The sequence below is a fragment of the Flavobacterium polysaccharolyticum genome (assembly GCF_038739875.1).
GTDB classification, from domain to species: Bacteria; Bacteroidota; Bacteroidia; order Flavobacteriales; family Flavobacteriaceae; genus Flavobacterium; species Flavobacterium polysaccharolyticum.
In genome coordinates this window covers 89493-114925 of sequence record NZ_JBCGDP010000007.1, presented here as the reverse complement: position 1 = coordinate 114925, position 25433 = coordinate 89493, and the positions used below count along the sequence as shown (strand labels likewise).

16 protein-coding genes are annotated in these 25433 nt (G+C 36.7%); 6 read left to right on the top strand and 10 right to left on the bottom strand.

Translation table 11 applies throughout. The annotated features are described in order from the left end of the window. Nucleotide 1: 1 nt before the first annotated feature. The 9 genes from WFZ86_RS08925 to WFZ86_RS08885 all read right to left on the bottom strand — a co-directional run bounded on the left by WFZ86_RS08925 (nucleotide 2) and on the right by WFZ86_RS08885 (nucleotide 14123). Nucleotides 2–1051 (bottom strand): UDP-glucose--hexose-1-phosphate uridylyltransferase, encoded by a 1050-nt coding sequence (locus WFZ86_RS08925; protein WP_342691616.1) that lies wholly within the window; start codon nucleotides 1049–1051, stop codon nucleotides 2–4. 139 nt (nucleotides 1052–1190) lie between these two features. Beyond that, nucleotides 1191–2363 carry a galactokinase gene (galK, locus tag WFZ86_RS08920; protein ID WP_342691615.1) on the bottom strand — a complete coding sequence of 391 codons (1173 nt, stop codon included), beginning with the start codon at nucleotides 2361–2363 and terminating at the stop codon, nucleotides 1191–1193. 107 nt (nucleotides 2364–2470) lie between these two features. Then, complete coding sequence (locus WFZ86_RS08915; RefSeq protein ID WP_342691614.1) at nucleotides 2471–4897, bottom strand: DUF4982 domain-containing protein; 2427 nt, start codon at nucleotides 4895–4897, stop codon at nucleotides 2471–2473. A gap of 135 nt (nucleotides 4898–5032) precedes the next feature. Continuing rightward, the gene (locus WFZ86_RS08910; protein ID WP_342691613.1) at nucleotides 5033–6070 is read right to left on the bottom strand and encodes a glycoside hydrolase family 53 protein; all 1038 of its coding nucleotides are present in this window, start codon (nucleotides 6068–6070) and stop codon (nucleotides 5033–5035) included. A 2-nt stretch (nucleotides 6071–6072) separates the two neighbouring features. Further along, on the bottom strand, nucleotides 6073–7170 hold the full coding sequence (locus tag WFZ86_RS08905; protein ID WP_342691612.1) for a glycoside hydrolase family 53 protein: 1098 nt from the start codon (nucleotides 7168–7170) through the stop codon (nucleotides 6073–6075). Nucleotides 7171–7181: 11 nt separating this feature from the next. After that, on the bottom strand, nucleotides 7182–8213 hold the full coding sequence (locus WFZ86_RS08900; protein WP_342691611.1) for an aldose epimerase family protein: 1032 nt from the start codon (nucleotides 8211–8213) through the stop codon (nucleotides 7182–7184). 250 nt (nucleotides 8214–8463) lie between these two features. Continuing rightward, complete coding sequence (locus tag WFZ86_RS08895; RefSeq protein WP_342691610.1) at nucleotides 8464–9522, bottom strand: SusE domain-containing protein; 1059 nt, start codon at nucleotides 9520–9522, stop codon at nucleotides 8464–8466. Between the two features lie 26 nt (nucleotides 9523–9548). After that, entirely contained in the window at nucleotides 9549–11159 is a 1611-nt protein-coding gene (locus WFZ86_RS08890) for a RagB/SusD family nutrient uptake outer membrane protein (RefSeq protein WP_315172619.1), read from the bottom strand. A 6-nt stretch (nucleotides 11160–11165) separates the two neighbouring features. Then, the gene (locus WFZ86_RS08885; protein ID WP_342691609.1) at nucleotides 11166–14123 is read right to left on the bottom strand and encodes a SusC/RagA family TonB-linked outer membrane protein; all 2958 of its coding nucleotides are present in this window, start codon (nucleotides 14121–14123) and stop codon (nucleotides 11166–11168) included. Nucleotides 14124–14380: 257 nt separating this feature from the next. Here WFZ86_RS08885 and WFZ86_RS08880 point away from each other — a divergent pair, with 257 nt between their 5' ends. From WFZ86_RS08880 to fsa, 3 genes are all read left to right on the top strand, one after another. Continuing rightward, nucleotides 14381–15379 carry a GntR family transcriptional regulator gene (locus tag WFZ86_RS08880; RefSeq protein WP_342691608.1) on the top strand — a complete coding sequence of 333 codons (999 nt, stop codon included), beginning with the start codon at nucleotides 14381–14383 and terminating at the stop codon, nucleotides 15377–15379. Between the two features lie 286 nt (nucleotides 15380–15665). Then, nucleotides 15666–17717 (top strand): transketolase family protein, encoded by a 2052-nt coding sequence (locus WFZ86_RS08875; protein ID WP_342691607.1) that lies wholly within the window; start codon nucleotides 15666–15668, stop codon nucleotides 17715–17717. A gap of 5 nt (nucleotides 17718–17722) precedes the next feature. Then, nucleotides 17723–18379, top strand: coding sequence for a fructose-6-phosphate aldolase (fsa, locus tag WFZ86_RS08870; RefSeq protein WP_342691606.1), 657 nt, complete (start codon nucleotides 17723–17725; stop codon nucleotides 18377–18379). Nucleotides 18380–18442: 63 nt separating this feature from the next. Here the strand turns inward: fsa and WFZ86_RS08865 are convergent, their stop codons facing one another. Then, entirely contained in the window at nucleotides 18443–19132 is a 690-nt protein-coding gene (locus WFZ86_RS08865) for an NUDIX hydrolase (RefSeq protein WP_342691605.1), read from the bottom strand. Nucleotides 19133–19643: 511 nt separating this feature from the next. Here WFZ86_RS08865 and WFZ86_RS08860 point away from each other — a divergent pair. From WFZ86_RS08860 to WFZ86_RS08850, 3 genes are all read left to right on the top strand, one after another. Beyond that, nucleotides 19644–22691 (top strand): SusC/RagA family TonB-linked outer membrane protein, encoded by a 3048-nt coding sequence (locus tag WFZ86_RS08860; RefSeq protein WP_342691604.1) that lies wholly within the window; start codon nucleotides 19644–19646, stop codon nucleotides 22689–22691. Nucleotides 22692–22719: 28 nt separating this feature from the next. Next, the gene (locus tag WFZ86_RS08855) at nucleotides 22720–24282 is read left to right on the top strand and encodes a RagB/SusD family nutrient uptake outer membrane protein (RefSeq protein ID WP_342691603.1); all 1563 of its coding nucleotides are present in this window, start codon (nucleotides 22720–22722) and stop codon (nucleotides 24280–24282) included. Between the two features lie 128 nt (nucleotides 24283–24410). Continuing rightward, the gene (locus WFZ86_RS08850) at nucleotides 24411–25427 is read left to right on the top strand and encodes an arabinan endo-1,5-alpha-L-arabinosidase (protein WP_342691602.1); all 1017 of its coding nucleotides are present in this window, start codon (nucleotides 24411–24413) and stop codon (nucleotides 25425–25427) included. Nucleotides 25428–25433: the final 6 nt, after the last annotated feature.

Below are 25433 nucleotides of genomic sequence, written 5' to 3'. Positions count from 1 at the left end.
CTTATTTGTTTTTATAATGAACTACTGATAATCCTCTCAAAACCTCAGCACTTTTCTCTGGAGTAATATCACGCTGTGACTCGCCCATCATTTCATAACCTACCATAAATTTCTTTACCGAAGCTGAGCGCAACAAGGGCGGATAAAAGTGCATATGAAAATGCCATTCTGGATGTTCATCACCATCTGTTGGCGCCTGATGAATCCCCGAAGAATACGGAAAGGAAGTCTCAAAAAGGTTATCGTATTTGGTGGTTAATTGTTTTAAAATAATCGCAAAAGCAGTTACCTCAGCTGCACTAAAATCAGTGATTTTAGACACGTTTCGTTTGCTTACAATCATAGTCTCATAAGGCCAAATCGCCCAAAAAGGCACCAAGGCTACAAAATGCTCATTCTCGATAACGATGCGCTCTTGTGCCTTCAATTCTGCTTCAACATAATCTTGCAATAAGGTTCGGCCTTGTTGTTCATAATACTGTTTCAAGCTATTATGTGTTTTTTCTACCTGCGTAGGTAAAGACGATTGTGCCCAAATTTGACCATGCGGATGCGGATTACTACAGCCCATCACACTGCCTTTGTTTTCAAAAATTTGAACATGGTTAATGTAATCTATAGCGCCCAAAGTGGTGTATTCTTTTTGCCAAGTCGCTACAATATTCTCGATATTCTCGACCTCCATTTGAGGTAAGGTCAAATCGTGTCTTGGTGAAAAACAAACCACTCTAGAAATGCCTCGTTCTGGTTTTGCTTTAAAAAAAGTAGGCGTATTGTTTTCTTCAAAAGCAATAGGTTCTTGTTTTAGCGCAGCAAAATCATTTTCAAAAACATAACAAGAATCATAAGCAGGATTCACTTCGCCATTGGCACGTACATTCCCTGGACATAAGTAACATTCAGGGTCGTACTCTGGCAATTGCGCACCTGAAATGCTTTCTTTTTGACCTTGCCAAGGTCTTTTGGAACGGTGAGGAGAAACCAAAACCCATTCGTTGATTAAGGGATTAAAACGTCTATGTGGGTCTTCGTTGATATCAAAATTTTTCATGCTATTCATTTTATGTTTGTTACCGCAAGGGTCGCAATGTGTATTAAACAGATAAGTCATTTAAGCTTATGACACTTTTATTTTTGGATTTAAAAGGTCATAAAAGTTTTTAAATTATTCGTGCATTCGTGGCTACCATTTACCCTACAGGTTCATACAATGATGTACCGTTTCCGATTTTTACGTCATAAATTTTCAACTCAATGTTCCATTTTTCTTGGTACAATTGAGCGAATTTTTGTTTAACGGCTTCTTCTTTTCCTTTTTTAATCAAAGTAATGGTACAACCGCCAAAACCTCCGCCCATCAATCGAGAGCCTATTACGGCATCATCGGCTAAGGCCAATTCCACCAAATAATCCAACTCGGGGCAGCTCACTTCGTATTCTCTAGACAAGCCATCGTGTGTTTCAAAAAGTAATTGTCCCAAAAGTTCAATATTTCCAGCATCCAAAGCTTCGCAGGCTTTAGACACACGAGCAATTTCTTTCACTACATAATGCACGCGTGTAAAAACAACAGCATCCATTTTGTCTTTCAAAGTCAACAATTGCGCTTCGGTACAGTTTCTGAAACTTTTAACTTCAGGAAAATTAGCTTTGATAATCGCCAAACCTTCCTCGCATTCTTCTCTTCTTTTGTTATACGCCGACGTAAACAAGGAATGCTTCACGTTGCTATCAAATAACACCAAAGCATAGTCTTTAAAATCAGCATTGTGGTACTCAAATTCCAAAGTATTACAATCCAATTTGATGACCATATTTTCAAGTCCATGCACACTAGCAAATTGGTCCATAATACCACAGTTGATTCCCACCCAATGTTCTGCCTTTTGGCTCATCAATGCGCGATTTTGTTGGCTAATGTCTAGTCCAAAAAGCGATTGCATTCCGAAAAGAAAACCACATTCTAAAGCAGCCGAAGACGACAATCCAGAACCTACTGGAATGTTGCTACTAAATACGCAATTAACTCCACTAAAATCAAAACCATTATCTTGCAACTGTTTCAAAACTCCTAAAATATAATTGTTCCAAACGGTTGAACTGAGTTGAATGTCTTTCGACAAATCGATTTCAAATTCTTGATTCAAATCGATAGCCACAATTCGAGAAATAGTTGTATTGCTTTTTTCGAAAGCAAAACAGATGATCTTATCTATAGCAGCAGGCAATACATAACCATCGTTGTAATCTACATGTTCTCCTATGATATTAATTCTTCCTGGAGAAAGCACTATTTTTTCGGGCGTACTACCAAATGTATCCTGAAAAAAAGTTGTCGTTTTTTGTATTAATGAATCATTCATTATTCTTAAAATTATTAAAGTGTTGCATCGCAAAAACTCGCTTTAATGTCTTTGCAATAATTTTGTATTTGAAATATGATAAGGAGGCATACCTCTTGTTTATCTATTTATTTCTTTGCTTCCAAAGTCAATTTACCCGCCTTTAATCCAGCTCCATTCACTTCTAATTGGATGGTTCCATCGGTAGTTTTCGATCGTACTAGTACTACCAATTTTCCGCTAAACAATTTCATCGTGTCTTTATGGAACATTTCGAGTGAAGTCGCATCTCCATTACAGGCGGCGCGATACGTACCCGCTCCAGAAACTTTAAATTTTAACTGGTTTGTTGCTGTTGGACAAGGAACTCCATTTTTATCCACTACAGAAACCGTCACAAACGAAATATCCTCGCCATCGGCTGTGATGGTTTTTCGGTCGGCATCCAAAACAATTTGGTACGGTTGACCAGCGGTTCGGATTTCCTTTTCTTCAGCCACTTTGCCATTGTCATCATAAGCTACGACTTTTACCGTTCCTGGTTCATATTTTACATCCATCCACATCAAGCGGTAACGGTTTTGCGGAGTATTTTTGTTTTTGGTTTGTACGCCCATACTTTTACCATTGATAAAAAGTTCGGCACTGTTGTAACTGGTGTACACAAAAACAGGAGTTGTTTGTCCCTCGCGACCTTCCCAGTTCCAATGGGGTAAAATGTGTAGCGTAGTTGCCTTGGTGTTCCAACGGCTTCGGTACAAATAATAACGGTCTTTCGGTAAGCCTGCTAAATCGTTAATTCCGAAATACGAACTACGAGACGGCCAGCTTTCGTCATAAGGTGTTGGTTCGCCCAAATAATCAAATCCTGTCCAAACGAATTCACCAATTACCCAAGGTTTATCATCCTGAAGTACAAAATCTTCATCGGGAACATTGGACCAACTACAGGCTTCCAAATCATACGATGAAGATTGAAAGTCTGGATATTGCTTCATTTTTTCTTGTACTACAGGAAATTTGTAAATCCCTCTAGAACTCACGGTTGATGCCGTTTCGGAACCCAAAATGAATCCTTGCGGGAATTTTTTGAATGCCTCATCATACAAATGCACGCGATAATTCAATCCTGGAATATCCAACAAAGCTCCAAAACCAGACTCCATAGTCGCTTTCACTTGATCCATTCCTACGGTTACAGGACGCGTTGGGTCTTCTCTATGAAAAATCTCCTGTAACCATTTGGCTCGTTTTACACCCGCTTCTCCCCACTGATCTGGAACTTCATTTCCTGAACTCCACATCACAATTGAGGGATGATTTCTTGTGGCTTGTACCAAATTCACTATGTCTTTTTCAGCATATTCGTCAAAAAAGCGATGGTAGCCGTTTTCTACTTTTGGTAAAACCCATTCATCGAAACTCTCTGCCAAAAACAAAAAGCCCATTTCGTCTGCCAACTCCAATTGCTCGAAAGAAGGCATATTATGCGAACTGCGAATGGCATTGCATCCCATATCTTTTAAAATGGTCAACTGTCTACGCAAAGCGGCTTTGTTTACCGCAGCACCAAGAGGTCCCAAATCGTGATGCAAACAAACCCCTTTGAATTTGGTCACTTTCCCATTAAGACTAAATCCTTTATTGGCTTCATATTTAATTTCACGAATTCCAAATCGGGTGGCAACCTCATCTTTTAGTTCATTGCCAACATACAATTGAGCAACCGCTTTGTACAAATAAGGTGTTTCTGGGCTCCACAATTTTGGATTCTCTACTTTTAAATTTTGATCAAACTCTTTTCCGAAACGTAAGGAAGATTCCTCTGCACTTACTTTGTGTCCTTCAGCATCAAAAATGGTGGTCACCAAACGCGTATTTTCGCCAGAAGCTTTGGTCTTAATATTCACTTTGGCCACGGCATCACTAATAAAAGGTGTCGTTATAAATTGCCCCCATTGGTCAATGCTTTCATTGTTCTTAATAATAACACTTACTTTTCGATACAAACCAGCTCCGGGATACCAACGGGAGGCAAATTCTTTATTGGATAATTTTACAGCTAATGTATTGTCTCCTTCTTGAATAAATTGAGAAACATCAAAATAAAAATAACTATAGCCATATGCCCATTCTCCTACTTTTTTCCCATTCAAATACACTTGAGGTTCGCTCATAGCGCCTTCAAAAAGCAATAGTATCTTTTTTCCTTTGGCATCTTTAGGCAAAGTAAAAGTATTGCGATACCACGCGGTGCCAATATGTGGTAAGGCTCCGGTTCTTCCTGTTTTTTCGGTAGCTACATTTTCTCCATTTTGAACAATGGCTACATTTTGTATATCCACTTTTTTATCAAAAGGACCATAAATTGCCCAATCATGTGGAACAGTAACCAATTCCCATTTCGAGTCGTTGAAGTTGGCCTTAAAAGCGTCTTCAAAATTTCCTTTTTGAAATTTCCAATGAGTATCCAATACCTTTACCACTCGGGCTTGAGAAAAAACTATGGCGGTGAAGGCTATAAAAACCAACAAAAAAGAGGGTATTTTTTTCATTTATACAACATATTTTTGAACCATATAAGGCATTTAAGGCCATATAAGGTTTTTATTTTAATCTATAGAGTTTCCTCATTTCTAACATTCAGAAATATGGTTTACTTATTTCGTCTTTATTCTGAATCCAATTCATTATTCTTTAAAAGCATCCAATGCTGGTGAAGGTTTTCCGTCTTGTTGCCAAGCACTCAAGCCATAACCACTCCAAGATTTGGCTCCTTGCGGCTCCCAATACAAAACGCCCAAGCCTTTATGATCGGGAACGGCTCTTACGGCTTTGATCGTAGCAGCTAGAAGTTCTTTGGTGTTTTGTACTTGTTCATCAACACCTCCGACTTCAACAACCATTACCTCTTTCTGATAACGAGAAGCCATATCATTTAGGTTTTTTTGTAAATCGGCTATGGTTTCTGAATAGTCTTTTTTAATCCAAAATGGATAGTAAGACAGACCAATAACGTCATACTTTACTTGATGTTCGGTAGCTTTATCAAAAAACCAACGGAATTTTTCATTGTTGTTCCCTTCATCTACATGCACAATTACTTTGATTTTGGCGTTCACGGCTTTGGCGGCTTCGTATCCTTTATTCAATAATTGCGCTAGTTGAGCCCAATTGTTCGTACTCCCATCAGGCCAAAGCATTCCGTCTGGAATTTCATTCCCCACCTGAACCCATTCTGGAGTAACACCTGCTTTTTTTAAAGCGGTCAACACATCAAATGTATGTTCATAGACTTTATTTTGTAACGCATCGGACGATAAGTTCGCCCAAGCAGCTGGTTTGGCTTGTTTGGCGGGATCTGCCCAAGTATCGCTATAATGAAAATCGATCATAATGCGCATTTTGGCTTTTTGAGCACGCAAAGCCATAACAACCGTTTCGGCAGCACTGCAATGACCACTGGCTTTATCTTGACTTGGATTGACAAATACACGCAAACGAATGGTATTCATTCCGCGTTCTTTTAGCAATTGCAAACAATCTTTTTCCTTTCCGTCGACATCATGAAAACGATAGCCAGTAGCTTCCATTTGAGGTAACCAACTCACGTCGGCCCCTTTGGCGAAAGCCAATTTATTTTTCTTTTGTCCCAAAGCAATAGTGGTACTACTTATAAAAAGAAGCAGTAGCACTATTCTTTGAAAAATTCTAACAGTGGCAATCATGACTAATTGGTAAACGCTTGTAAAACCGGCAATGATTTATTAGAAAAATCATAGAATGCTTGGTTTTCGAAAGTAGAACCATTGGTGGCTTGACTTCCTTTGAAAGACACCCATTCGCCTCCCCAATACGCAAAACCTTGTCCGTAAGTAGAAGATTTTACTAAATCTTTAATCGCCAAAACAAAGTTTTTTTGCCCTTCTGCGGTAGCTGGATAACCAGTAACTAATTGTGAATCTAACCCAACAATATTATTCGTCCAGTCATTGAATCCTAAAGTAAATGGATAAGCAGTTTCTGCAATCAATACTTTTTTAGAAAAGTTTTTTCCTAAGGCATCGATAGTGGTTTTTATTGTAGCCAAATCTTTCCCGTGCCAAATAGGATAATACGACAAACCGATATAATCATAATCAACACTTTTTACTTTATTAAAAAACCAATTAGTATCTGTAGCCGAAACGCCTGCATAGTGAATCATAATTTTGGTACTTGGCGCTTTGCTTCGAATGGTAGCACTCGCTGTTTTTAACAAATCTATACATTGTGCTTCTTGATTGATTAAATGCCCTTGAGGCCAAAGCAATCCGGTATTGATTTCGTTCCCGATTTGAATAATATCTGGATTAATTTCGGTCAAAATAGTTGTGGTGTAAGTGACTACCGCAGCTTTTAAATCGGTAAAAGATAAGTTTTTCCAAGCAGCTGGAGTGGTTTGAACCGCAGGATCAGCCCAATCGTCAGAATAGTGAACAGTTAACCAAACTTTTAAGCCCGCTTGTTTTACGCGCTGCGCCAAAGCCTTTACCTCGGTCAATCCAGAATGTCCGTTGGCTGGATCTTTCCACAAACGAATTCTGATGGTATTACAACCAACACTTTTTAGTGTGGTTAGCATGTCTTCTGTTTTTCCGTTGTTAGTAAAAACTACTCCCGCAGCTTCTATTTCTGGCAAATACGAAATATCAGCCGCTTTAATAAAATCACTTGTTACTACAGGTGGTGTAACCGTTCCACCATCATTTTTTTCGCTATCGCTTGAACATGCCGTTTGCAACAAAACACTTAGAAGAATAACTATAGTTAAGAAGGTTTTTTTCATAATTAAGGTAATTAAATTGATTTGGATTGGAATTTATAGATGGTTTTATGATAATAATTTTCGTCTTTTTTTAAGACCGCCGAAGGAAAATGATCGTGATTAGGCGCATCCGGAAAATTTTGTGTTTCAAAACAAATACCGCTCAACGGATGGTAGTTCGCACCTTCTTTCCCTGGAATGGTATCAAAACAATTGCCTCCCACATACACATGAACTCCAGGTTGATTAGTATAAACCGACAATTGCAAGTTGTTTTTGAGACTGTAAAGCGAAGCCGCCATTTCTTCTTGACTTGCTAAAACGAAAGTATCATCAATAGACGTTGGACAATTTTTAGCTTCTAAAAAATCGAAGGCACTTTCGGCCACAGCCAAAACCCTACCAGTTGGTATATTTTGATGATTTTTCTCTATTACTTTTTCGGCATTGACAAATAACTCTTGTTCCGTTACCGCATATTGATGACCATCGAGGTTAAAATAACTGTGATGAGTCAGGTTTAATACAGTATCCTCTGTAGTAGTTGCGTGGTACTCTACCAACAATTCATTCGACTCTGTCAAACTATAAGTAACCGTTACGGTTACCTCACCAGGAAAATTCTCTTCCCCAGAAGGACTAGTATACGACAAAGTAACTGCTGAATTAATTCCTTTTTTTATTTTCTCAATTCTCCAGTTTTTTTGATGAAATCCAGTGGCTCCACCATGTAACAAATGCTCGCCATGGTTGGGGTTTAACTTAATAGCTTGGCCGTTCAAGTCAAAGCTACCACCCCTGATTCTTCCAGCATATCGACCAATTATTGCTCCGAAATAAGGAGGACTGGGCAACTCAAAGGACTGAATATAATCCTCTAAGGTTTCGAATCCCAAAACAACATCTACTTCTTTGTGATCTGCCATAGGAATTTTTACAGACGTTACTGTAGCCCCATAACTTATCACATGGACTTTCATACCATTTTTATTGGTTAATTCAATCGCCTGGACATCATCACCGTTAGGCATTATACCATATGATTTATTGATGGAGAGTGTCATAATTTGAGAAATTTATTTTATTTGGGCTTATTTTTTATCAAATGTGAAATTCAAATGTATGCAAAAAAAGAACAAAAACATACCAGTACCTACCAGTTTTTTAAGCTTAGGAAAAACAGTTAGAATAATAAAAATCAACCTACTAAAACTGATCTAATTAGTAAGTGAAAAAAATTAAAAACTCTGTAAAAAAACAATCCCCGATAGCAAATACTACCGAGGATTGAAAAGTATAAAAAACCAAAAATTATTACTGTGCTACAATGAACGTGTAACGCCCATCTAAATCATTGAACCAGATATCGTATTTACCTGCTGTTACAATAATATCACCTCCATTATCTCCCCAATTCACATCCCAACTGTTGTTGGCTCTGAATTTCATTTTACCATCAGTAAGGGTTTGAGTAACTTTCCACATATGGACATCAAAAGTAGATTGCACCATTGGCACACTCACATCCCATCCAGAAGGTAAAGCATCACCAACTAATCCAATCGTTGCATAAGTTGTTGTTGGCCCAGTGTAAGGCGTCAAAGTATAGGTTAATGATTCTAAATTCAATTCAAAATAATAGTATCCTGCTTTATCTGTAGGGAAAAGTCCTGGATCTGGCGCACTGTCATTGGCTCTGTATTTTACTTTGCCCCCATCAACACCATACATAGGAGCCCAGAAACCTAATTGCTCAATTAATTTGAATCCGCCCGCATTGAAGTATCCTGTGTAATAAAATTTAGCATTGTCTTTAGTATCTCTAAAAATAGGCATATTCCCTTTATTCACTTCCCAACCTGCGATTGTTCCTGGTCCAACTTGATACAAATCAACTTTAGGGAAAACACCTCTGTAAGGTGTTACTACAATACTTATTGCCTTAGAATATTTAGGTTGAGATCCTGTAGTACCTACAGTAGATTTGATACGGATATCTATAGTTCCCTCTACCTCTGGAGTTAATCCAAAATCCAACGCTTTGGTGTTTAGCTCCGAAACTTTAATAGTAGCAAAAGAATTTGATGTTGAATTGATTTCGACTGGTGCGGCAAAATCAGTTCCGCTTTTGGCAAACTCAACCGTATAGGTTACAATAGTTGGAGCACCATAAGATACTTTTTCCCAAGTTAAAGTAAGTGCCGTATTATCTGGTGTAGCTTTGTTCAAAATTACTTTCGAACCCGCATCTGGAGTAATAATAGCAAAATCAGCTTCTTGTGCTTCAAGAATCATCAAATCAGTTTCGTTATCACAGGACCAAAATCCTAAAATAGCTACAAAAGCAACTAATAGTTTATATGTATTTTTCATTTCTTTAGTGTAAAGTGGTTATTTTTTTAGTATCCAAGGTTTTGAGTTAGGTTGCTATTTGATCCCAAAGAACCCGCAGGAATTGGAAACAAATCCATAAAAGCTGGAATAGAAACTCCAGTAGAAGCATTGCCTTTCCAAGCCCAATTGTAAGAACCGCCAGAGAATTTCCCAAAACGGATTAAGTCTTGTCTGCGATGAGCTTCCCAGTGTAATTCACGAGCTCTTTCGTCTAAAACAAAATCAAGAGTCAAATCAGCAGGGACAATATTACCAACAGTAGTATTGTTATTGGCTCTTATTCTAAGTGCATTCACATAGTCTAATGCTTTGGCAACATCTCCTCCTGCTCCTGCTCGTAAAGTTGCTTCGGCATACATCAAGTATACATCGGCCAAACGGAATAATGGAAAATCAGTATCGGCATAAGTTGAACTTGTCCCATTTTGTCCCGTAGATGTTTTGTTAGAAAATTTAGACAAGATGTACCCTTGGGTTTTAACTCCAATATCTGCAATATCAATCGTTCTTTGTTTAGAAGCACTTCCAGCCACGCCAGTTCCTATTGTTTTACGAGTATCTTGGTTGAATTTGGTACCATCAAATTTTTGAGCAAATTCTTTTCTAATTCTCAAGGCTCCACTCCATCCGCCAATACCAAAATCAGCTCCGTTATTTTCCCATACACCAATTTGTCCATTGGTCAATACTGTAGTGGCTCCCCAGTTTTGAGTTTTGGCTCCATCAGATTGAATGGTGAAAATCATTTCAGGCGAAGTATGATTATCAGCTTTGAAATTATCCAAATAATTCGTTTTCAAAGAATAGCCCGCTGCAATAAGATCATTACACATAGTAATACAATCTCCGTAACGCTTAGTTTTGGTATACACTTCTGCGTTCAAGTAAATTTTAGCTAAAATCATTTTTGCCATTCCTTGATCAACACGTCCGTATTCATTGGTTCTTGCGGCTTTCAAGTTAGGAAGCGCGGCTTTTAATTCTGTTTCCACAAAATCAAACAATTGTTGTCTTGTAAACTCAGGTCCTTTGAAGTTGATAGGATCAGTTTCTGTATACATAGCTGCTTTCCCAAACAAATCCATCATATTATAGTAGGCATACGCACGCAAAACCTTTACTTCATTTCGGTACAATTCGATTGCTGCCAAATCTTCAGCGCTAGTAATATTGCGTGATTTCAATTTTTCAGGAGTACTCTGACGCAAAAATTCATTAGCATAAGCCACAGAAGCCATAGTTCGTGAGTACATTCCCAAAAGAATTGGATTCGCTGGTGTCCAAATATTGCGTTGCAACTCAGCTGTTCCACCATCATTTTCATAACTCCACACTAACTCATCGGTAGTAAGCTCTTGTAAATACAACAAACATCTACTAAACTGACTTGTTCCTGCGTCTACTCCTTCAAGCGAAGAAGCATCTGGTCCCCAAGTACTCGTAAGCGATAAATTTCCGTAAACACCTGCTAAGGCATTTTTGTATCCTGCTGCATCTTTATAGACAGCATCTGAAGCCAATACATCGTCATCTTCTGACACTACATTCAAATCATCAGTACACGATTGAAATAAAGTAGCCAAAGCTAAAAAGGATATAATTATATATTTCTTCATCGTTTATTAAAATTTAAGATTAAGACCAAATAGAATAGTACGCTGTCTAGGATAGATGGTTTTATCGACACCATTATTAGTAATTTCAGGATCTAAACCACTGTATTTTGTCAAGACAAAAACATTTTGAACTCCTGTAAACATTCTCAAGCTAGTATTTTCATTCATTATTTTTCTAAAAGTATAGCCTAAGGTTACGTTATCCATTTTCAAATATGAAGCATTTTCGATATAAATATCAGACAACAACACGTTTGAAGTGGTTTGGAAATTATTATCTAAAATAGAAGAAGGAACATTACTTAAAATCCCACCATTTTCCATCGCTTCAAATTGTGCTCTGGAAGCGTCTACTGCATTAAAAATTCGGTTACCAATGCTCGCTCTTAAGTTAAAAGAGAAATCAATGTCTTTGTAATTCATTGTAGAAGCAAAGCCTAAAGTTACATCTGGATCTGGATTGTTATAGATGTAGCGGTCTGAATCATTTTTGATGTTATCTCCATTCAAATCTGCAAAAGCACCTTCAATAGCTTTTCCGTTGGTATCATACAATTGTTTGTACACATAAAAAGAATAAGGCGTATATCCTTCTCTAAAAATCTGACCTGGTGTTCCGGTTCCAGCAATGTTATCGCCTACATAAATATCTGTTCCATACACTAAATCTTTGATTCTTCGCTCGAATTTAGTCGCATTAAAATTGACATTCCAATTGAAATTTTCTGTTTTAATTGGATTGGCATTCAAGGTAAACTCAATTCCTTTGGTCGTAAAAGAACCTACATTTTGGTACACACGGTTAGAGAAATTACTTCCGTCAGAGATAGCCGCATTTACCAATAAATCTTTAGCTTCTTTATAAAATACGTCTACCGCACCTGTGATTACATTGTTGAATACTCCAAAATCAAGACCCGCGTTATAAGAAACGGTTTCTTCCCATTTCAAGTTTTTGGTACGTTTGCTTGGCAAGGCAATTGGAAAATAAGCATTACCAAATTGGTATTGTGAGTTACCTCCACCTAAATCGTATTTCTCCAAATAACCATTTGGATCAGGAATATCTTGTTGTCCAGTAATACCATAGCTCAATCGCAATTTCAAATCCGAAACTACCGTACTGTTTTTAAAGAAATCTTCTTTTACTTTCCAAGCAAAAGCGGCAGAAGGAAAATTCCCCCAACGGCTTTCTTTTTCAAATCGAGAAGAACCATCTCTACGATAAGACAAGGTCAATAAATATTTATTTTTGAAATTAATGTTGGATCTTCCAAAAAAGCCTAACAGCACTACATCCGTATTCAAAGTAGTTTCAGGAAAAGTCGAGGGTAGATCTGGGTTTAAGATGTTACCGGTATCAAATCGATTGGATTCGAATTTTTGATACGAATGTCCACCTGTTAGTTCAACATTAAAATCATTAAAAGTCTTGTTATACACAAAATAGGCATCAATCAACTTATTTCTTCGAGTCGATTCAGAGTACTCATCTGTTCCGTAAGGAATATTGTTGTTGGATGGAGCCGAACCAGCATTGGCACCTACCAAACGACGTCTTTCTCCATTCGATTCATCAAAACCAAGATTCACTACAGCTCTCAAAGAAGGCAAAAAGTGAAATTTATAATCGATTTCAAAATTTCCAAAAAGTCTATTGCTCTTCCCACGATCATTAGTTTGTAGTAACTGAGCCACAGGATTTCTTGCTGCGATAGCGATTAACGGATAATTCCCGTTAGCATCTACGCCAGAAGTATACTCAAAAAATCCTCCATAAGGAGCACCCTCAACACGAATAGGTTGTGTTGGATCAAAACCAATAGCAGTACCTTCAACAGCATCAGTAAAACGGTTTCTTTCATTGGCATAATTAGCAGAAAGTTTTACCTTCAAATGGTTCTCGAAAAAAGACGGATTCATAACCAAACCTACCGTATTTCTTTTGAACTCATTGGTAATACGCAATCCTTGTTGATCCGTATTTCCTAAAGTTAAACTTGTTGGAATCACACCAAAAAGACTACCTCTAACCGCTAAATTTTGATCTACTAAACCTGTATTACGGTAAATTGCCTCTTGCCAGTTGGTATTGGCTGTGCCTAATTTATCTACATCCTGCGGACGCATTTGAGCAATGGTATTTCTAAAAGCTGTTGGACTCAATACATCAACCGTATTAACCAACTCACCCGCTCCAAACTGCACATTGTAGTCTACAGAAAGGGTTTTACTTCCCTTTTTGGTCGTGATGATAATTACACCGTTGGACGCACGTGAACCATAAATAGCGGTTGCCGAAGCATCTTTCAAAACTGTCATTGACTCAACTGTACTTGGATTCAAAGAAGCTAAAAACGAAGCGGAACCGGTATTGGTCGTGTTTTCAAGAGGCAAACCATCAATAACAATCAAAGGGTCATTACTCGCAAATAATGAACTTCCCCCTCTAATTCTAATTTCTGACAAAGAACCAGGTGCTCCCGAAGAATTGATAGACAAACCTGCAACTCTACCTGTAAGCATGTTCTCGGTAGAAACGTTTACCCCTTTGTTAAAATCTTTGGTAGCCAAAGTAGTTACAGAACCTGTGGCATCTTTTCTTTTTACAGATCCGTATCCTACTTGAACTACGACCTCCTTAAGCTCATTGTCTTGTTCTTGCAATAAAACAGTAAGCGAACTTTGTCCGGAATAAATCACGGTTTGTGATTTAAAACCCACAAACGAAACTACGATTTGATCTCCTTTACTCACACTAGACAGTTGAAAAGCCCCAGAAAAATCAGTAGACGCACTAACTTTAGAACCTTTAACAACTAGATTGGCTCCAGGAATTGGTAGTTTGGTTGTATTATCAACCACCGTTCCAGACAATTTATTTTGTGCCTGAACAAAAAACGGAACAAGGAGCAGTAAAAAGAACAATCTGAAATGAATTGTTTTCAAACTTTTTGTTTTCATTAAATTGATTTTGTTAGTTATTATTTTTTGAATATTCCCAAAAAAACAACTGAACCGTTTCTGAATCAAAAATTAGTTTATCATGATTTTGGTTGCTAAAAAATGATAATCTTAATTTTTTTTGCTATTTGTGACAAAAACGTTTTATTTTTCTATTTTTTTTGTGAAATATTAAAATCCAAAATTATACGAAGCTTAACACTTTACATACCAGTACCTACCAGTTTTTTTGTATATTGCCCAAAAAAAATACCATCATGAAATATATTACTGTTCAAAACAACCAAGGCGTACCCAAATACAAACAAATAATTCAATCGATTGAGAAAGCCATTGAGTCCGAGAAATTAGTCAAAGGTGATCAACTGCCTTCGGTGAATAAAGTGTGTTTAGCACACGATTTATCAAGAGACACTGTACTACAAGCCTATGATGAATTAAAGAAGCGAGGTATTGTATTTGCTATACCTGGCAAAGGCTACTACATAAAAAGTGTAGAAATAAATATCAAACAAAAAATATTTTTACTCTTTGACGAATTGAATATTTTTAAGGAAGATTTGTACAATTCATTTTTAGAAAACATAGGAAAAAACGTTCAGGTTGATATTTTTTTTCACCATTTTAATTTTAAATTTTTTCAAAAAATTATTGCAGAAAACAATGGCAATTATACCAAATACATTATTATGCCGACCGCTTTTGAAGAAGCACATACCACAATAAAAAGCCTACCAGTAAATGATGTCTACATATTAGATCAAACCAATTCCGAATTATTTTCCTACCCTTCAATTCATCAAAACTTTATCCAAAATATTTATGACGGTCTTTTGGAGGGAAAATCTAGGTTGGATAAATACAAAAAACTCATCATTATCTTCCCTGGATTTAGAGAACCACTGGGCATGAAAATAGGTTTTTTAAACTTTTGCAACGACTTTGGATTTGATCATGAAGTAATTACAGAGTTTAAAAACAGAACCATTGCGCACGGTGAAGTCTATATAGTTCCAAGTGATCGCGATTTAGTGAGAGTAATTGAAAAGGCAAAATCACAGCAGTTCACTATAGGTAAAGATTACGGAATCGTTTCGTATAATGAAACGCCACTAAAGAAAATTGTAGAAAATGGCATCACGACCATCTCCACTGATTTTGAACAAATGGGTAAAATATTGGCCGAAATGATTTTGAAAGCGCAAAAAGAACAAATAGAAAACAAATGCCATTTGATTTTAAGAAGTTCACTTTAGATTGAATCAATAGAATTTTTGGATTTACAAACAAAGGATCATACTTGTTTTGGTCCTTTTTCTTTTTTATCAAATTACGATTTTTAAAGCAAGCATATTGTCATATCCGTATAAAAACTAATAAAAAAATATAAATATAATTTCCTTGGTTATATGAATTAAATTTGCTTCATTTGTAAATGTGTTTTTTACACTTATTATTAAACACAACGAAACAAGTCCTTTAGAATATTCTATTTTAAAAAACAGTCGTTGAAAAAAGACAAGTAATTTAATATCATTTACTATGAATTATAATATTGAAAAAAAAGCTCCCGATAACATTCGAGCACTAGCAATAGCAATGGTCGAAAAGGCCAAATCAGGACATCCAGGAGGAGCCATGGGTGGGGCCGATTTTTTGCACGTTTTATATACTGAATACATAAAGTTCGACCCTACCGATATGGAATGGATCTTTAGAGATCGCTTTTTTATGGATGCAGGTCACCTTTCAGCTTTATTATACGCCCAATACTACTTACTTGGCCATTATGAAAAATCCGATTTGGAAAATTTCAGACAATGGGAATCAGTCACACCTGGTCATCCAGAAATTGATGTAAAAAGAGGCATAGAAAATACCTCTGGACCACTCGGACAAGGACATGTTATGGGGATTGGAGCTGCCATTGCAGCAAAATTCCTAGCAGCACGATTTACAGGTCTTTTTGATCATAAAATTTACGGTTTCATTACTGATGGCGGCATACAAGAGGAAATTTCACAGGGCGCTGGAAGAATTGCTGGACACTTAGGTTTGGATAATTTCATTATGTTCTATGATTCTAATAATGTTCAACTGTCTTCTATGACTGATGAAGTTACAACCGAAGATACCGCCAAAAAATATGAATCTTGGGGATGGAATGTACTAACAATCGACGCACATAATTATATCGAAATCAAAAAAGCACTAGACTCTGCCAATGCTCAAACCGAAAAACCTACACTGATTATAGGCAACACCATTATGGGGAAAGGTTGTGTAACAGCTGAAGGTGAAATGTATGAAGGTGAATGCGAACTGCATGGAAAACCAATAGGTGCTACCAAAGCCGATTTCACTAAAACACTACTCAATCTTGGAGCCAATCCCGAAGATCCATTTGCAAAATACGAAGCAGTAGATGCTTATTACCAAACCGTTCTTGCCGAAAAAAGACAAGAAGCCGCTACAAAAAAAGAAGCCTATAAAAATTGGGAAAACCAAAACCCTGCTTTAGCTCAAAAACTGACCGCTTTCTTTTCAGGAAAGACACCTGAACTTGATTTTGGTAGTATCATTCAAAAAAACAATGCCGCGACTAGAGACGCCTCGGCTGCAGTACTGAGTTATTTAGCAGAAAAAGTAGAAAATATGATTGTATCATCAGCCGATTTATCCAACAGTGATAAAACGGATGGTTTCTTAAAAAAGACAACTGTACTACAAAAAAATAATTTCAAAGGTGCCTTTTTACAAGCTGGTGTAGCCGAATTGACAATGGCTGCTATCGCAAATGGTATAGCTTTGCATGGAGGTGTGATTCCGGTAGTAGCTACTTTTTTTGTGTTTTCTGATTATATGAAACCCGCCATTCGACTATCGGCTATCCAAGAACTACCTGTAAAATATGTTTGGACTCATGATTCTTTTAGGGTTGGTGAAGATGGACCAACGCATCAACCTATCGAACAAGAAGCTCAGATACGATTAGTTGAAAAAATTAAAAACCATTCAGGTCGTCAAAGTTTTCTAGCCCTACGTCCTGCAGATGCTATAGAAACATCAGTAGCTTGGGAAATGGCGATGCAAAACACCACTACCCCAACTGGATTAATTTTATCACGACAAGAAATTAGCAGTATTCCAACCCAAGGCGACGCATACACAGCAGCTAAACAAGCTAAAAAAGGAGGTTATTTGGTAAAAACCGTAAGTCAACCTGATATAACATTGGTTGCAAATGGTTCTGAAGTAGCAACTTTACTTGACGCCGCAACTATTCTTGAAAAAGAAACTGCTATTAAAATCAATGTGGCCTCAGTCATTTCTGAAGGACTTTTTAGGAACCAATCCATCGAATATCAAGAAAGCGTTCTACCAAACCATCAATTAATTTTTGGGTTAACCGCTGGTCTTCCTGTAAATCTTCAAGCATTGGTTGGTGCAAGAGGAAAAGTATTTGGCTTAGAACACTTTGGCTATTCAGCTCCTGCTCAAGTATTGGATGAAAAATTCGGATTCACGAGCCAAAATATTGCTAACGAAATCAAAAACTATTTATCAGAACAAAATTATTCAACTCAAAAATAAAGATTATGAAATTTTTTATTGATACTGCCAATCTAAAAGACATTAAAGAAGCCAACGATCTTGGCATTTTAGATGGTGTAACCACTAATCCATCATTGATGGCCAAAGAAGGAATTACAGGAGCGGAAAACATTTTGGCTCACTATATAAAAATATGCGAATTAGTAGATGGCGATGTAAGTGCCGAAGTTATTGCCACAGATTTTGAAGGTATGGTTGCCGAAGGCGAAAAGTTGGCCGCTTTGCATCCTCAAATCGTAGTTAAAATTCCGATGATCAAAGAGGGAATCAAAGCCATAAAGTACTTTACAAACAAAGGAATAAAAACCAATTGCACCTTGGTCTTCTCTGCGGGACAAGCTTTATTAGCGGCAAAAGCTGGTGCAACCTACGTCTCTCCTTTTATAGGACGCTTAGATGATGTTTCTACAGACGGTATGACTTTAATTGATGATATCCGATTAATTTATGACAACTTCGGCTTTGAAACTCAAATTTTAGCAGCCTCCGTTCGCCATGTAATGCATATTGTAAATTGTGCAAAAACAGGAGCTGATGTAATTACAGGACCATTGAGTGCCATTGAGGGATTATTAAAACACCCATTAACCGACATTGGATTAGCTACCTTTTTGGCGGATTATCAAAAAGGAAATAGCTAAACTAGATTTAATTTTTGGTTTTAATTGAAAAAGCCCTGACTAAAAAATACGTCAGGGCTTTTTTTATAAATTAAGAACAAAATCATTAAGAAGTTTTTCTTCATACTTTTCTTTGTCAAAACGATACAAGTAAGAACCTTTTCGAGAGGATTTCATGTCTTTTTCATCCAGTTTTATCAATATATCAAGCGAATTTATTTTACTTATAAAATTACGCTTATCGAGTTCTTTACTCAAAATCGCTTCATACAATTCTAACAATTGACGCATGGTAAATTTTTCTGGCAAAAGCTCGAAACCAATAGGTTTTATCGAAGTACGATAACGCAATCTTCGGATGGCATTACGCAACATTTTGTCGTGGTCAAAAATTAATTTAGGTACTTCAGCCATACTAAACCATTGAGCATGATAATTTTTAATCAACTCTGCATTATGATTTTCTATATTTATCAAAGCATAATATGATACAGAAATCGTTCGTTCTACAGGATCACGGTCAATTTCACTATATGCGTACAATTGCTCCATATAAATATCATTCAGTCCCGTATAAGTATTCAAAATACGGATGGCAGCTGTATCCAAAACCTCGTCATTTTTTAAAAATCCCCCTATCAAAGACCACTTCCCTTTTTCAGGTTCAAAATCTCTTTTGATCAAAAGTATTTTTAAACCATCGGCATCAAAACCAAAAATGATACAATCTACTGCAACTAAAATTTTATCGGTATCACTATACTTGTTGAGCATAATTCTTATTTTTTGGTAAATATATAAACTTCTATTTGTTTTTTAATGAAATAATTAATGTCAAAAAAACACTTATTATTTTTTTTTATCTAAATTTTACCTACCTCGCAAAAGCTAAAATCATAATTCTGAAGCTTTTCAAAAGAATAAGAGTAGTAAAACTAAAGAAAAAAATTAAGAAATACCCTATGGTAAGTTCATTTTAAATGGCTTTGAATGTGAAATTTCGAAAACGTTATAGCTTTTTTAAAAAAAATTACGAAAACGATTTTCGTAAAAGAAAAACAGCTTTTTATTAAAAAGTGTAAATTTTACACAAATAATTAATTAAAAAAGGCTCTTTTTTAAAACAAACTTCAAAAGGAAATCTTAAATAAATAAGTAAAATTAAAAAATCTGTTTTTTTATCAACTTTTTTTTGTCAAATACATTTGTTTACATCAATTTTTTTTAATTATATTTACAAATGTAAAAATAACACTTATAAACAAACTAATTAATTTAACCCAATATGATAACAAACCAAAGATTGTTTTTTTTCAACAATACGTTATTGTTAAAAAAAGAATGGCTAGTGGCGTTACTAATCATACTGTTCACTTCCTATACAGTATCAGCGCAACAGCTTAATGAAATAAAGGGAATTGTAACTTCCGGTACAGACAATCTTCCTTTAGCAGGTGTGAATGTAGCCTTGAAGGGAGCAAAAGGAGTAACTTCTACTGGTTTTGATGGAGAATTTACTATCAAAGCCTCCTCAAATGATGTCCTAGTATTTTCATTTATCGGTTTTAAAAACCAAGAGGTACAAGTAGGATCAAGCACATATTTAAAAGTAACTCTAAGAGAAGACATAAACTCACTTAATGAAGTAGTGGTAGTAGGTTACGGAACGCAAAAAAAATCCGACCTAACTGGTGCGGTGAGTGTAATAAAAATGGAAGATGCTAAAAAAACCGTCACTTATGATGTTGCTAAGATGATGCAAGGTCAAGTAGCTGGTGTTACCGTACAATCTTCGGGAGAGCCTGGAGGTTTTGTAAACATCAAAATTCGTGGCATCAATTCCTTTAGCAATAATAATCCGTTATTTGTGATAGACGGTATGATTGTAGACAGTCCTTATGATTTTGCTACTGGTGAGATCGAGTCAATGCAAGTATTAAAAGACGCATCATCTGCCGCTATCTACGGAGTTAGAGGAGCCAATGGGGTAGTAATTATTACAACCAAAAAAGGAAAATTAGGCAAACTTGACATTAAATACAGATCATTAGTAGGTTTTCAAAATGTAGCTCAAAAATGGTCATTGACAGATCGTTTAGGATACCAAAAAGTTACAAGCGCAGCGGAACTAAATGCTGGCCTAGCTATAGCTCCAGGTAATGATCCTAATAGCGCCTCTTATATTAATAACGTAAATACAAACTGGCAAGACGCTGCTTTTGGAACAGGAATTATAGAAAATCACTCATTAACCTTTAATGGAGGTGCCGAAAGCTTAGGATACAACTTGAATGTTGATTATTTCAAAAACAAAGGATATGTAAATACACCTCAAGATTACACTAGATATTCTACTACTTTGAATTTACATGGCAAAAAAGGCAACTTCAAATACGGATCAAAAATTGCTTTTACACAATCTGACAAAGAAAACTTTAATGAATACAACGGTGGTCAAACACCCATTTCAGATTTATTAGGAGCGGTACCTACCATGCCAGTTCGTGACCCAAATCGTCTTGGAGGTTATGGTGGAACTGATAATTTAACCCAAAGAGCTATTTCGATGAACGTAATTGGATACAATAGTCTTATTACAAACAACAGCAAACGCAACCGTTTTGTAGGTGACATTTGGGGAGAATATGAAATCATCAAAGGATTGAAATACAAAATCGATGCAAGTTTTGATATCTTAAACTGGCAAAATAGAAAATTTGTTCCACCAAGTGATTTAGGTTGGTATTACATTACCACAAATGACGAAGCTTCATTAGACGTTTCAACAGGAAGCCAAACCAGAACTTTCTTAAACAACTTATTGACGTATAACGTTGACATCAACAAACATAAAATTGATGCTTTAGCAGGTTGGGTTCAAGAGCGTAACGATAATTACAACCACTGGTCAAGAGGTGTTGGTTATCTACCAGGAGAAATCAGTCACTTAGAATATGCTGATGCGACAAGTGCTGGAGAATATGAAAATACAGTAACCAATATTTCATACTTAAGTAGATTGAACTATGCTTATGACGATCGTTATTTGTTAACCGTAAACTTTAGACAAGATAAAACCTCATTATTTAGTGAAGAAAACAACACAGGAAACTTTTACTCTTTCTCTGCTGGATGGAAAATTAGCAACGAGAAATTCCTAAAATTACCAGAATGGGTAAGCAACATCAAACTAAGAGGTGGTTATGGAATCTTAGGAAACAACACCATAGGTCCTTACGCCTATTCTCCAACAACCAACTCGTTTGCAGGTTATAACTTCAACAATGAATTGGCGCCTGGAACAACAGTAGTTAGTGCCATTGACCCAGATGTTCATTGGGAAGAAACCAAAACAACCAACGTGGCACTTGAATTAGGATTTTTAGACAATGCCCTTCAGTTCACAGCTGAATACTACGAGAAAAAATCAACAGATTTATTGATTGGCGTACCACTACCTTTCTCTACAGGAGCATTCCCTGCAAGTGTAGTTACAAATGCTGGAGCAGTAAAAAATAATGGTTTAGAATTTACAGCTTCATACAACAATAATAAAAATGAATTCAAGTATACTATTTCAGCGAACTTAGGTACAATGAAAAACAAAGTATTACAAATTGGTTTAGACGGAAATCCAATTTATGGAGCAGCGTCAAAAACAGAAGTAGGTCGTTCTATTGGTGAAATTTATGCTTACCAAACTGCAGGAATTTTTAAAGATGCAGCTGATGTAGCTACTTCTCCAACGCAAGTAAATGCTGCACCTGGAGATGTGAAATTCAAAGATGTAAACGGAGACGGAATGATTTCTGACTTAGACAGAACTTACCAAGGAGTTACCATTCCAAAATACAGTTATGGTTTGAACTTTAGTGCTTCTTACAAAAATTGGGATCTGTCTATGTTCTGGCAAGGAGCTGGCGGACATAAAGTATTCAATGCCATGTATCGCAACCTAATGTTAGGACAATATGGCAACCACCATACTGACATGCTGAATTATTGGACACCAACAAATACAGATACCAATGTACCAAGACCAATAATTGGTGATCCTAATGCCAACGCAAGAGACTCTAATAGATTCATCGAAAAAGGAGATTATATTAAATTACAAACCATGCAAATTGGTTATCAAATTCCTTTAGAAGGTATTAAATTCATACAAAAAGCAAAAATATTTGCCAACGGACAAAACTTATTGATCTTAAGCAAATACAAAGGGTACGATCCTGACTTTAATAGTAACGATGGATTGTTTTCAAGAGGTTATGACGCAGGTTCCTTCCCAAATCCAAGAACCGTTTCATTAGGAATTGAAGTTGAGTTTTAATTTTAGCTAACCCATAAAAAATATAAAAATGAAATATAAAATATATAATTATCTAACAGTCTTCTTTACACTATCTGTAGTGATGACCAGCTGTGTAGACAATGAAGATTTATTACAAGTAGATCCAAACGTAGAGACTTCGGGCTCTTTCTGGAAAACAGATCAGGATGCTATTGAAGGAGTAAATGCCGCTTATAGTAGCTTATTAACAGATGGAACTTACATGAGAAGTACTCCGCTTTTATTAGACCTAAAAGGTGATGATACCCGCAGTAACAGTCCATGGGATGCAATGTATAATGTAGGGCGTTTCAATTCTAATGTTTCTAATCCAGCTATCTACGGATGGGCTTATGAAACCTACTATCAAGGAATTTATAGAGCCAATCAAGTCCTCAAAAATGTACCAAACATAGACATGGCCGACAAAGGTTTAAAAGACAGAGTACTTGGACAAGCCTACTTTTTGAGAGGATTGTATTTATTTCACGCAGTAAATCTGTTCAAAAATGTGCCTGTTCCAACGGATATTGCCACTTTTTATCCTCAAAAAACACAAGCAGATGGTTGGGCACAAGTAATTGCTGATTTTAAACAAGCTGCAGATTTACTACCTGTAACATATAACAATGTTACTGGTTTAGACGCAGGTGAAAAAGGACGTGCTACCAAGGGTGCTGCACTTGGCTATTTAGGAAAAGTGTACCTATTTACTAAAGATTTTAACAATGCTAAAACCGCTTTCAAACAAGTAATCGATTTGGGAGTTTATGCATTAGTTAGCAACTATCGTGATAACTTTACAACTACCAATGAAAACAATTCTGAGTCGCTTTTTGAAGTACAATTTAGCAGAGAAGCTGGTGGTGTAGATTTAGGTTGGGGCGGTGCTCCTGCATCTGGATGGGGAAAAACATCGGCTAGGGCTATTACTTATGGACCAAGAGCTTTCGGATGGACTGACGTACAACCTACTTGGGCCTTGTATAATGATTATCAAATAGAGAAAACGACATCTGGAGCAGTAGATCCACGTTTAGACGCAACGATGTTTTACAATAAACCAGGTGGTATGCAATTATACGGTCAAGATTTTGCTAGTTTTTACAGCAAAAGTCCAGCCGATTTGAACGATTTATTTTGTAGAAAATATCAAAATTCTGACGGACAATTTGCCAACGAATATGATTGGAGATCCGGAATTAACGAACGTCTTTTACGTTATGCTGATGTATTGCTAATGTATGCCGAGTGTTTGAACGAAACAGGCGATACACCTGGGGCTTACACTTACATTCAAATGGTTAGATCACGTGTTGGACTTCCTAATTTAGCGACTACAAAACCAGGCATGACCCAAGCACAGATGAGAGATCAAATCGCTCATGAACGCTTCTTAGAATTCCCTCTTGAAGGCCACCGATTTGATGACATTCGTAGATGGGGCTGGTTACAAGACCCAGCAAAACTTGCTTGGTTAAAATCTAGAGATGCTGAATTTAACACTTACACCTCTGGTAGAGAGTACTTCCCAATTCCGCAATTAGAAATGGACAACAATCCTGGAACCATACAAAATGATGGCTACTAGTATTTACATAAAATTTTGAGTTAGTTGAGTTTTGAAAATCATATGGTAACAATGACCGTTACCATATGATTTTATACCTTTAAATAAATTCCAGAAAAAAAACTGTTACCTACAAAACAAGAAACCACATGAAGAAAGTAAACAAAATAGCATTCATCATCCTATTTGGATTTTTAGTAACCAATTGCCAAAACGAAGAAATAAATTCACCAGAATCCCAAAGTGAAGCCATTGCAACAAATCCAAAAGCACCGACTCAAAATCAAACGGCCAAAACTGTTAGCGGAACGGTTCCCTCACACGACCCAAGTACCATTGTAAAAAGCGGAGTCAATTATTATGTGTTTACCACAGGAGACAACATTCCTATGACCTACTCTAGCAATTTAAACAGTTGGACATGGGGAACTTCTGTTTTTACGACCACTCCAAGCTGGATTACAAGCTATGTCTCAGGATTTACCAAAAATTTTTGGGCACCCGACGTTGCTTGGTTTAATAACCGTTGGAACATGTACTATTCGTGCTCCACATTTGGCTCAGCCACTTCAACAATCGGATTAGTAACAGCGCCTTCTATTTCACAAAGTGCTGGAACAAAATGGACCGACAGAGGTATGGTGGTCGCTTCTTCCTCTTCTTCGGATGTCAATGCAATAGATCCATCGATTTTGGTAGATGGTTCAAATGTGTATATGGCTTATGGTTCATGGCATGCGGGTATTGGAGTGATTCAAATTAATCCTTCGACAGGTAAAACCACTGGTAGCAGAACAATTGTTGCAGGAGGAAACAGTGCCAGTTGGGAAGCGCCTTGCTTAATCAAAGAAGGAAGTTATTATTATTTATTTGTAAATAGAGGTTCGTGTTGTAATGGAGTAAACAGCACTTACTATATTGTTGTAGGCCGTTCTACGAGTCCATTTGGCCCATTTGTTGACAAAAATGGAGTTTCCTTAAAAAGCGGAGGCGGCACTACTGTTCTAGCTTCTCAAGGCAATTATATCGGCCCAGGTCATTTGTCTAGGATTGTTGGAACTCAAAAAGGCTCGGTTCATTATTACGATGGGGCCGACAACGGAAATCCAAAACTTGAAATTGTTTATTTTACTTGGTCAGGAGGTTGGCCAACACTTTCTTATTAAATTCAG

Bases quoted from the DNA above. Each gene is read 5' to 3' on its own strand.
- WFZ86_RS08885 (WP_342691609.1), bottom strand. From the start codon at position 14,123: ATGAAAACAAAAAGTTTGAAAACAATTCATTTCAGATTGTTCTTTTTA.
- WFZ86_RS08890 (WP_315172619.1), bottom strand. From the start codon at position 11,159: ATGAAGAAATATATAATTATATCCTTTTTAGCTTTGGCTACTTTATTT.
- WFZ86_RS08915 (WP_342691614.1), bottom strand. From the start codon at position 4,897: ATGAAAAAAATACCCTCTTTTTTGTTGGTTTTTATAGCCTTCACCGCC.
- WFZ86_RS08880 (WP_342691608.1), top strand. From the start codon at position 14,381: ATGAAATATATTACTGTTCAAAACAACCAAGGCGTACCCAAATACAAA.
- fsa (WP_342691606.1), top strand. From the start codon at position 17,723: ATGAAATTTTTTATTGATACTGCCAATCTAAAAGACATTAAAGAAGCC.
- galK (WP_342691615.1), bottom strand. From the start codon at position 2,363: ATGAATGATTCATTAATACAAAAAACGACAACTTTTTTTCAGGATACA.
- WFZ86_RS08860 (WP_342691604.1), top strand. From the start codon at position 19,644: ATGATAACAAACCAAAGATTGTTTTTTTTCAACAATACGTTATTGTTA.
- WFZ86_RS08875 (WP_342691607.1), top strand. From the start codon at position 15,666: ATGAATTATAATATTGAAAAAAAAGCTCCCGATAACATTCGAGCACTA.
- WFZ86_RS08895 (WP_342691610.1), bottom strand. From the start codon at position 9,522: ATGAAAAATACATATAAACTATTAGTTGCTTTTGTAGCTATTTTAGGA.
- WFZ86_RS08900 (WP_342691611.1), bottom strand. From the start codon at position 8,213: ATGACACTCTCCATCAATAAATCATATGGTATAATGCCTAACGGTGAT.
- WFZ86_RS08910 (WP_342691613.1), bottom strand. From the start codon at position 6,070: ATGATTGCCACTGTTAGAATTTTTCAAAGAATAGTGCTACTGCTTCTT.
- WFZ86_RS08905 (WP_342691612.1), bottom strand. From the start codon at position 7,170: ATGAAAAAAACCTTCTTAACTATAGTTATTCTTCTAAGTGTTTTGTTG.
- WFZ86_RS08865 (WP_342691605.1), bottom strand. From the start codon at position 19,132: ATGCTCAACAAGTATAGTGATACCGATAAAATTTTAGTTGCAGTAGAT.
- WFZ86_RS08850 (WP_342691602.1), top strand. From the start codon at position 24,411: ATGAAGAAAGTAAACAAAATAGCATTCATCATCCTATTTGGATTTTTA.
- WFZ86_RS08925 (WP_342691616.1), bottom strand. From the start codon at position 1,051: ATGAAAAATTTTGATATCAACGAAGACCCACATAGACGTTTTAATCCC.
- WFZ86_RS08855 (WP_342691603.1), top strand. From the start codon at position 22,720: ATGAAATATAAAATATATAATTATCTAACAGTCTTCTTTACACTATCT.